At 64.2% G+C, this 8,946-nt stretch carries 11 protein-coding genes; 7 read left to right on the top strand and 4 right to left on the bottom strand.

All coding sequences use genetic code 11. The features are described 5' to 3' along the window. The first annotated feature begins 3 nt into the window (after positions 1-3). The 6 genes from bioF (at position 4) to AC1DWI_RS06365 (ending at position 5,230) form a co-directional block, all read left to right on the top strand. Positions 4-1,209, top strand: coding sequence for an 8-amino-7-oxononanoate synthase (gene bioF / locus AC1DWI_RS06390; protein ID WP_477724553.1), 1,206 nt, complete (start codon positions 4-6; stop codon positions 1,207-1,209). Between the two features lie 63 nt (positions 1,210-1,272). Then, a complete protein-coding gene (gene bioB / locus AC1DWI_RS06385; protein WP_477669796.1) occupies positions 1,273-2,295 on the top strand; it encodes a biotin synthase BioB in 1,023 nt (340 codons plus the stop codon). Between the two features lie 109 nt (positions 2,296-2,404). Further along, a complete protein-coding gene (gene panB / locus AC1DWI_RS06380; RefSeq protein WP_477669797.1) occupies positions 2,405-3,307 on the top strand; it encodes a 3-methyl-2-oxobutanoate hydroxymethyltransferase in 903 nt (300 codons plus the stop codon). 27 nt (positions 3,308-3,334) lie between these two features. Then, positions 3,335-4,183, top strand: coding sequence for a pantoate--beta-alanine ligase (gene panC / locus AC1DWI_RS06375; RefSeq protein WP_477669798.1), 849 nt, complete (start codon positions 3,335-3,337; stop codon positions 4,181-4,183). A 177-nt stretch (positions 4,184-4,360) separates the two neighbouring features. Continuing rightward, positions 4,361-4,825 (top strand): N-acetyltransferase family protein, encoded by a 465-nt coding sequence (locus AC1DWI_RS06370; RefSeq protein WP_477666091.1) that lies wholly within the window; start codon positions 4,361-4,363, stop codon positions 4,823-4,825. Between the two features lie 75 nt (positions 4,826-4,900). Continuing rightward, positions 4,901-5,230 (top strand): cupin domain-containing protein, encoded by a 330-nt coding sequence (locus AC1DWI_RS06365; protein ID WP_477669799.1) that lies wholly within the window; start codon positions 4,901-4,903, stop codon positions 5,228-5,230. A gap of 115 nt (positions 5,231-5,345) precedes the next feature. Here AC1DWI_RS06365 and AC1DWI_RS06360 read toward each other — a convergent pair whose 3' ends face one another. The 4 genes from AC1DWI_RS06360 to AC1DWI_RS06345 form a co-directional block, all read right to left on the bottom strand. Beyond that, positions 5,346-6,362 (bottom strand): NAD(P)H-dependent glycerol-3-phosphate dehydrogenase, encoded by a 1,017-nt coding sequence (locus AC1DWI_RS06360; RefSeq protein ID WP_477669800.1) that lies wholly within the window; start codon positions 6,360-6,362, stop codon positions 5,346-5,348. 46 nt (positions 6,363-6,408) lie between these two features. Continuing rightward, positions 6,409-6,873: a protein-export chaperone SecB gene (gene secB, locus AC1DWI_RS06355; protein ID WP_477669801.1), complete on the bottom strand. Its 465-nt coding sequence runs from the start codon at positions 6,871-6,873 to the stop codon at positions 6,409-6,411. 283 nt (positions 6,874-7,156) lie between these two features. Beyond that, entirely contained in the window at positions 7,157-7,414 is a 258-nt protein-coding gene (grxC, locus tag AC1DWI_RS06350) for a glutaredoxin 3 (protein WP_477669802.1), read from the bottom strand. 145 nt (positions 7,415-7,559) lie between these two features. Further along, the gene (locus AC1DWI_RS06345) at positions 7,560-7,970 is read right to left on the bottom strand and encodes a rhodanese-like domain-containing protein (protein WP_477648489.1); all 411 of its coding nucleotides are present in this window, start codon (positions 7,968-7,970) and stop codon (positions 7,560-7,562) included. Positions 7,971-8,093: 123 nt separating this feature from the next. Here AC1DWI_RS06345 and gpmA point away from each other — a divergent pair, with 123 nt between their 5' ends. Continuing rightward, positions 8,094-8,837, top strand: a complete 744-nt coding sequence (gene gpmA / locus AC1DWI_RS06340) for a 2,3-diphosphoglycerate-dependent phosphoglycerate mutase (RefSeq protein WP_477669803.1) — start codon at positions 8,094-8,096, stop codon at positions 8,835-8,837. Positions 8,838-8,946 lie beyond the last annotated feature (109 nt).

Raw genomic sequence — 8,946 nt, 5'->3', positions numbered from 1 at the left:
ACCTTGTCTTCCGCCTCCTGGCTCGACGAATTTCCGGCACGTGTGGCTGAACTCGACCGCGCCCACCTGCGCCGCCAGCGCCGCGTCGTCATGCCTGAAAGCGGCGCACACCTCTCGATTGACGGGCAAAGCATGCTGGCCTTTTGCAGCAACGACTACCTGGGYCTGGCCACMCACCCGGCCCTGGTGCAGGCGGCTTGCACCGGCGCACAAGCCTACGGTGTCGGGTCGGGCGCGTCGCCACTGGTCAGCGGCCACAGCGCCGCCAACGAGGCGCTGGAACGCGAACTCGCGGCCTTCGTCGGCCTGCCGCGCGCGTTGTATTTTTACGCGGGCTACGCCACCAACATCGGCATCGTGCCGGCGCTGGTGGGCGCAAGCGACGCGATCTTTTCGGATGCGCTGAATCACGCCTGCCTGATTGACGGCGCAAGGCTGTCGCGCGCAAAAATCCACCGCTACGCACACACCGACCTGGACGCGCTGGATCGCGAACTTGCGCAAAGCGACGCGCCGCGCAAGCTGGTGATCAGCGACGCGGTGTTCAGCATGGACGGAGATAGCGCCGACATTCCCGCCCTGCTGGTGCTGTGTGAGCGCCATGACGCCCTGCTGCTGCTGGACGATGCACATGGCTTTGGCGTGCTGGGCCCGCAAGGGCGCGGCAGCCTGGCCGCCGCGGGGTTGTATGGCGCCAAGGCCTCGCGCCGCGTGCTCTACATGGCCACGCTGGGCAAGGCGGCTGGTGTGGCGGGCGCGTTTGTGGCGGGCGACGAGGCCCTGGTTGAATGGCTGCTGCAAAAAACCCGAAGTTATATTTTTGCGACTGCCGCGCCGGCGCTGCTGGCCAGCGCGCTGCGTGCCAGCCTTGCGCTGATTGAACAGGATGACTGGCGCCGCACGCATTTGCAGCAACTCATTGTGCGGTTGCGCAGCGGCTTGCTGGCGGGCCTGAAAGGCAGCCACTGGCAACTGCCGCCCTCGCAGACGGCCATCCAGCCGCTGCTGATCGGCCGCAACGACGAAGCCCTGGCCGTGATGGAGGGCCTGCGCGCACGCGGCATCTGGGTGCCGGCGATTCGCCCGCCTACCGTGCCCGAAGGCACGGCACGCCTTCGCATTGCGCTGTCGGCCGCGCACACCGAAGCCGATATCGACCTGCTGGTCGAAGCCCTGACGGCCCTGGCAAAGCATCCGCTGCCAGGCTGAAGCAGGCTTCAGAAAAACGCATCAGATAGACTCAAAAACCATTCCCCGAAAGGAAAGAGAACCATGTCCCACGTTGCAGAACAAACCATCACGCTCCACCGCCCGCGCCCTCAGCCATCGCCAGCTGAAAAGGCCGGCGCCGAACGCTGGAGCGTAGACGCCATCGAAGCGCTGTTCAATCTGCCTTTTCCGGAACTGATGCACCGCGCCCAAACGGTGCACCGCGAAAACTTCGACCCCACGCACATCGAATTCGCCACGCTGCTGTCCGTGAAAACCGGCGGCTGCGCCGAAGACTGCGGCTACTGCCCGCAGGCCGCGCGCTACGACACCGGCGTGGAAGCCAGCAAACTGATGGAGCCGGCCGAGGTGCTGGCCGCAGCCCGGCGTGCACAGGCCGCGGGCGCCACACGTTTTTGCATGGGCGCCGCGTGGCGCTCGCCCAAAGACCGCGACATTGAAAAAGTCGCCGAGCTGGTGCGCACCGTGAAAGCGCTGGGCCTGGAGACCTGCGCCACGCTGGGCATGCTGGAAGACGGCCACGCGCAAACACTGCAAAGCGCGGGCCTGGACTACTACAACCACAACCTCGACAGCGCGCCTGATTTTTACGGCGACATCATCACCACGCGCGACTACCAGGACCGCCTGGACACACTGGCGCGCGTGCGCAGCGCCGGCGTCAAGGTCTGCTGCGGCGGCATCGTCGGCATGGGTGAGACGCGCCGCCAGCGCGCCGGCCTCGTGGCCGAACTCGCCAACCTCACGCCCTACCCTGAGTCGGTGCCCATCAACAACCTGGTGAAAATTGAAGGCACGCCGCTGGCCAACCAGGCCGACCTGGACCCGTTTGAATTCGTGCGCACGATTGCTGTGGCGCGCATCACCATGCCGACGGCGCGCGTGCGCCTGTCGGCCGGCCGCCAGCAGATGGGCGACGGCGTGCAGGCGCTGTGCTTCCTGGCCGGCGCCAATTCAATTTTTTACGGCGACAAGCTGCTGACCACCGGCAACCCCGATACCGACGCCGATGTAAAGCTGCTGGAACGCCTGGGCATGAGCCGGTCTGCGCCCGAAGTGCGCTAATTCGTTCGCGAAACCATCCGTTTCCCGGCCTTTGTCCGGCCTCTCTAAACCGCCGGCAAAAAAGCACGGCGAAGCTGGTTAGACTCTCGCTAAATTCCGGACCTGCCCCATGACGATACCTGCCAATACTTCCGTCACGCCCTACGGCACGCTGCCGCCTTCGTCTACGCCTGCCACGCCGCCTGCGCGCAAGCCGGTCAGCCTGCCGCGCCTGCGCGAAATGCAGGCGCATGGCGAAAAGATCACCATGCTGACCGCCTACGACGCCACCTTTGCCGCCGTGGCCGATGCGGCGGGCGTGGAATGCATCCTGGTGGGCGACTCGCTGGGCATGGTCTGCCAGGGCCTGACCAGCACCGTCGGCGTGACCCTGGAGACCATGCGCCACCACACCGAATGCGTGGCCAACGGCCTGCGCCGCTCGCAGGCCACGGCCTGGCTGATCGGCGATTTGCCGTTTGGCAGTTACCACGAGTCCAAAGAGCAGGCGCTGCGCAGTGCCGCGGTGCTGATGCAGGCCGGCGCCCACATGGTCAAGCTCGAAGGCGGCGGCTGGACGGCCGAGACGACGCGTTTTCTGGTCGAGCGCGGCATCCCGGTCTGCGCCCACCTGGGGCTGACACCGCAAACCGTGCACGCGCTGGGCGGCTACCGCGTGCAGGGCAAGGGAGACGAAGCCGCTGCCGCGATGACGCGCCACGCGCGCGAGCTGCAGGACGCAGGCGCCGCCATGATGGTGCTGGAAATGGTGCCCGCAGCCCTGTCGGCCACGCTCACTCAGGAGCTCACGCATTGCGCCACCATCGGCATTGGTGCGGGCAACGGCACTGCCGGCCAGGTGCTGGTGCTTCACGACATGCTGGGCATGAACCTGGGCAAGATGCCGAAGTTTGTACGCAACTTCATGGAAGGCCCGGACAACAAGACCGCCAGTGTGCGCGGCGCCATGGAAGCCTATGTACGCGCCGTGAAAGACGGCAGCTTTCCGGTGAACGCCACCCACGCCTGGTAGCCCCACGCGCCCCTTTCAGGAGACAAGATGCAGATCGTCCACACCATCCCGGAGCTGCGCGAGGCCCTCAGCCCGTTCAAACGCCCTTCCTTCGTGCCCACCATGGGCAATCTGCACGACGGCCACATCGCGCTCGTCAAGCAGGCCAAGCCGCTGGGCGACGTGAGCGTCTCCAGCATCTTCGTGAACCGCCTGCAGTTCGCGCCGCATGAAGACTTCGACAGCTACCCACGCACGCTGGACGCCGATGCCGAGCGCCTGAAAGAGGCCGGCTGCAACGTGCTGTTTGCCCCGCTGGAAAAACACCTTTACCCCGAGCCGCAAAGCTACAAGGTGCATCCGGCCACCGACTTGAGCGACATCCTTGAAGGCCACTTCAGGCCCGGTTTTTTCATCGGTGTGAGCACCGTGGTGCTCAAGCTGTTTTCCTGCGTGTTTGCCGGCATGCCCACGGGCGTGGCGGCTTTCGGCAAGAAGGATTACCAGCAGGTGATGGTGGTGCGCCGCATGGTGCAGCAGTTTGCGTTGCCGATCGAGATCCTGGCCGGTGAAACCCAGCGCGCCGAAGACGGCCTGGCGCTGTCGTCACGCAACGGCTACCTGAACGCCACCCAGCGCGCCGAAGCGGTGGAGCTGTCCAAAGCGATACGCGCATTGGGCGAGGCCGCCCGCGCCAGCGGCACGCCTGACCTGCCAGCCCTGGAAGCGCAGGCCATGCAGGCGCTGGCCCGGCGCGGCTGGAAGCCCGACTACCTCACCGTGCGCCGCCGCGCCGACCTGCTGGCACCGCAAGGCCCGCTGGCCGATGTGCCGCTGGTGGTGCTGGGTGCGGCCAAGCTGGGCAGCACCCGGTTGATTGACAACCTGGAAATCTAGGCACGGGCCAAACCCCGGCCAACCCCGGCCACCGCCGGAGGCAACCCGGCGGGCTGCCACGTTGCTCCATTTTTGATAGCTGCTTGCGCTCGCCCCGCCTGAGCTGCAGCCATTTTTCTCTAACAAAACCGGTTCGCCACCTGACGGCGGATCTTTTGGCTTTTTTAACAGCTCAACATGAACACCCCTTCCGTACGCCTTGCCACTTTGGACGACCAGCCTGCCGTGGCTGCGCTGTTTGACGCCTACCGCCAGTTTTACGAACAGCCCGCCGATGCCGCGCTGGCGCTGGACTTCATCGGCAACCGGATGCGAAACCGCGAATCGGTCATCCTGGTGGCCGAGCCGGAAGGTGCGCCCGGCACCGGCGCGCTCGCCGGCTTCTGCCAGCTGTATCCCGGTTTCTGCTCAGTGATCGCCCAGCCCATCTACACGCTGTATGACCTGTATGTTGCGCCCGCATCACGCAAGAGCGGCGCCGGCCGCGCGCTGATGCAGGCCGCCCACGTGCACGCAAAACAGCACGGCTTTGCGCGGCTGGACCTCACCACCGCCAGGACCAACCACACCGCGCAGGCGCTGTATGAGTCCCTGGGTTGGGTTCGCGACGACATCTTCCTGGCGTACAACAAGGTGGTCTAGGGCCCAGGCGGGCCTTGGGGTATAACGCTTTCAGCTGGTTCAGGCACATGCCGCCACCTTTGCAGGAGTTTCACCATGGCCATTCCCCACGCCGCCTCCGGGCAACTCATCGACGTCCAGCCGCTTGCGGGCAAGCTCCTGGAGGCACGAACCGTCGCGCTGTTCAAAAGCGATGAGCTGGAAGTCATGCGCCTCATCGTGCCGGCCGGCAAGCTGGTGCCCTCGCACCGGGTCAAGGGCGAAATCACCGTGCAATGCCTGGAAGGTGAAGTGGCCTTCACGGCAGAGGGGCAAACCCAGCGCATGAAGGCAGGCCAGCTGCTGTGGCTTGCGGGCGGCGTGGAACACGGCCTGACTGCCGTGAAGGATGCATCGCTGCTGGTGACGCTGCATTTGCGAAAGTAGGTCGGCCCCTGCTTCGCGGATTAATGATGTTTCAGGGCTTTAGCCCAATAGGGGTAAGCGCAAGCAGCTATTAATTCAATAGCAAAAACGGGAACCGGAAAAATCGATCGCGTGGTCAGGCCAGTTCGGCAGTCGGATCGCGCCCCATCAGCGCCGCCACAGCCTCAGCCGGCCTGAGCTTGCCGTCCAGCAAGGCCACCACGCTTTGTGCAATCGGCATCTCGATGCCCAAACCGGCCGCGCGCTGCACTACGGTGCGGGCGCAATACACGCCCTCGGCCACATGCCCCAGCGAGTCCACGGCCTGCGCCAGCGTCTTGCCCTCGGCCAGCAACAGGCCCACCTTGCGGTTGCGGCTCAGGTCGCCGGTGGCCGTCAATACCAGATCGCCCAGGCCCGAAAGACCTGTGAAGGTTTCGGCCCGCGCGCCCAGCGCGACACCCAGCCGTGTCATTTCGGCCAGGCCGCGGGTGATCAGCGCAGCGCGGGCGTTCAGCCCCAGCTGCAATCCGTCGCAAAGCCCCGTGGCGATGGCCAGCACGTTCTTGACGGCGCCGCCCACCTCTACCCCCACGACATCGTCATTGGCGTAAACACGCAGGGTGGCGCTGTGAAAGGCGGCCACCAGCGCTTCGCGTACTTCGGGATGTTCACTGGCGGCCACCAGCGCGGTCGGCTGGCCGCGGGCGACTTCGAGGGCGAAGCTGGGCCCGCTGAGCACGCCCGCTCTTAAATTGATAGCAGCTTGCGCCCGTATTTCATGGACCATCAGGCCAAATGATGCGGAAGGAGGGGCAGAGGCAAGAGGTGCCTCAAAACCTTTGCTCAACCAAGCCACTGGAACGCTGGCGTGCTGCAGGGACTGCAGCATGCTGCGCGCCGCTGAGACGGGCGTTGCAAGGATGATGAGGTCCTGCCCTTGAATCGCCTCTGCCAGGGGTACATCGCCGCCTTGCAGCCGCAGGCCGGCAGGCAGGGGAACGCCAGGCAGGTAGCGGGTATTGACGCGGCTGGTCTGCAAGGCTTTGGCCAGCGCAGCATCGCGCGCCCACAGGGTGACATCGTGCCGGGCGGCGCTGCTCACGGCTACAGCCGTGCCCCAGGCGCCGGCTCCGATGACCAGGATTTTCATGCGTGGATGAGCGAGAAAACAGACGCCGGGAAGCCCCGGCAGCCCATCAAACGATGATCTGGGGAGCGGCCGATTCGGCAGCGGCCTGGACTTGCTGCTGTTCGTACATGGCCTGGAAGTTGATTTCAGCCATGTGCACAGGCGGGAAGCCGCCGCGCTGGATCACGTCAGCGACATTGCCGCGCAGGTAGGGGTAGACGATTTGCGGGCAGGCAATGCCCAGGATGGCGCCCATCTGGTCTTCGGGCACATTGCGGATTTCAAAAATGCCGGCCTGCTTGGCTTCCACCAGAAACACGGTTTTGTCGCCGATTTTCGTCTGCACGGTGGCCGTCACGGAAACCTCAAAAAGGCCGTCTGCCACGGGGGTGGCGCCCACGCCCAGCTGGATGTCCACCGCAGGCTGCTCCGGGCTCAGCAGGATTTCGGGCGAATTGGGCTGCTCCAGTGACACGTCCTTGAGGTAAACGCGCTGGATCTGGAATACGGGGTCAAGATTGGCTTCAGCCATGGTGCTCTTTCGGGTGCTTGGAGGGAAATCGGATGATTATAGGGAGCCGTGGACGTGGCCCCCACGGTCGCTCACTTCGTGAACTCCCTGCCCCCCGAGGGGGCCGCCCGCCTGCGGTCTGGCAAAGCCAGTCCCGCGGCTCATGCTGGCTTGAAGAGTTCTGTGGGTGCGACCAGTGATGGAAGTATTTCACCAGTGGGGGCCGCGGGTCCGGCTTTGCCGGCCCCAGGCGCCGCCCCCTGGAAGGGGGGAGCAGGCTACACGAAGTGAGCCTGAACGGGGGTTAGCGGTCCAGCAACGGCATCAGGCCGCCACGGCTGTCCAGGGCCATGAGGTCATCACAGCCACCAACATGGGTATCGCCGATAAAAATCTGCGGCACGGTGCGCCGGCCAGTGATGTCCATCATTTTCTGGCGTTCACCAGGCACCATGTCCACACGGATTTCGTCAAGCTCGGTGACGCCGCGCTGCTTCAATATCTGCTTGGCCTGGATGCAATAAGGGCAGGTACCTGTGGTGTAAATTTTGACGGTTTGCATGGTTCCTCCGGAAGAGCTGGTCTACGCGCAGCGCAGGAAAAATGGATGGCCAGGGCGAAAGCCGGGCCAAAGCCCGGTAGCCTCGGCGTTGCAGCTTTCGTGCCTGCCAAAAACCGGATCGGGAAACTGGTCAGAACTGAACTGATCAGGCCTTCTCAAGTGGCAGGTTAGCTTCTTTCCACGCTTTCAGCCCGCCGCCCAGTGATTGGGCCTGCTCGTAGCCGAGCTTTTTGGCGACGGCGACGGCGCGGCCGGCGCGGGCACCCGTGGCGCACACCAAAATCAGCGGCAAAGCCTTGTTTTTGACGGTGGCGGGGAGTTTTCCTTCCAGCTCGCTGAAGGGCACGTTTTTGGCGCCTGTGACATGGCCGGCAGCGAATTCTTCGGCCTCGCTGACGTCCACCACCACCGCTTTTTCGCGGTTGATCAGCTGTACGGCGCCGCTCGCCGTGAGCGCGCCAGCGTTCATGGCGCCGGAAATCATGGGCCAAACCAGCATGCCGCCCGAGGCGACCGCTATCGAAATCAGCATCCAGTTATCGATCAGAAATTTCACGTTGTACCCTTTGTGTGTCTTGGAGCGCTTTTTCAGCGAACCCATGATTTTAGAATAGAGGGAGAAAACGCCCTGCCGGCGGCCCTCCTTATTCCCYTTTTTCCACTCCTCACCCTTCCCACCATGTACAAACTCGTGCTCATCCGCCACGGCGAATCGATCTGGAACCTTGAAAACCGCTTCACCGGCTGGGCCGACGTTGACCTCACCGAAACCGGCATCGAACAGGCCAAAAACGCCGGCAAACTGCTCAAAACCGAAGGTTATGACTTTGACGTGGCCTATACCAGCGTGCTCAAGCGCGCGACCCGCACGCTCTGGCACACGCTGGACGAAATGGACCGTACCTGGCTGCCCGTAGTGCACAGCTGGCGTCTCAACGAGCGGCATTACGGTGCCCTGCAGGGACTGAACAAGGCCGAAACAGCGAAAAAGTTCGGCGACGAGCAGGTGCTGATCTGGCGCCGCAGCTATGACACGCCACCCCCGGCGCTTGATGCCTCCGACGAGCGCAGCGAACGGAACGACCCGCGCTACGCGAAGCTGCAGCCCGGCCAGGTGCCGCTGACCGAATGCCTCAAGGACACGGTGGACCGCGTCCTGCCGTTCTGGAATGAGTCCATGGCGCCGGCGATCAAGGCAGGCAAACGCATTGTGGTGGCCGCCCATGGCAATTCCATCCGCGCCCTGGTGAAGTACCTGGACAACATCTCCGACAGCGACATCGTGGGACTCAACATTCCCAATGGCATCCCGCTGGTCTATGAGCTGGACGCCGAACTGCGGCCCTTGCGCCATTACTACCTCGGTGATAGTGAGGCCGCTGCCAAGGCGGCAGCGGCCGTGGGTGCGCAAGGCAAGGCTTGAGGGGCAATTCAGTGACTCCCGGCAGTCCTGCGGGAGCCATTCTTGTAAAAGTCCTGTAAAAGCTGGCTGATTTGGCTCTTTTGCGGCGCCAGGCCGCACGAATGGCGGA

The sequence above is a fragment of the Polaromonas sp. P3_C2 genome, from assembly GCF_056402675.1.
The sequence above is the reverse complement of the archived record's forward strand: the minus strand, read 5'-3'. Positions and strand labels throughout refer to the sequence as shown.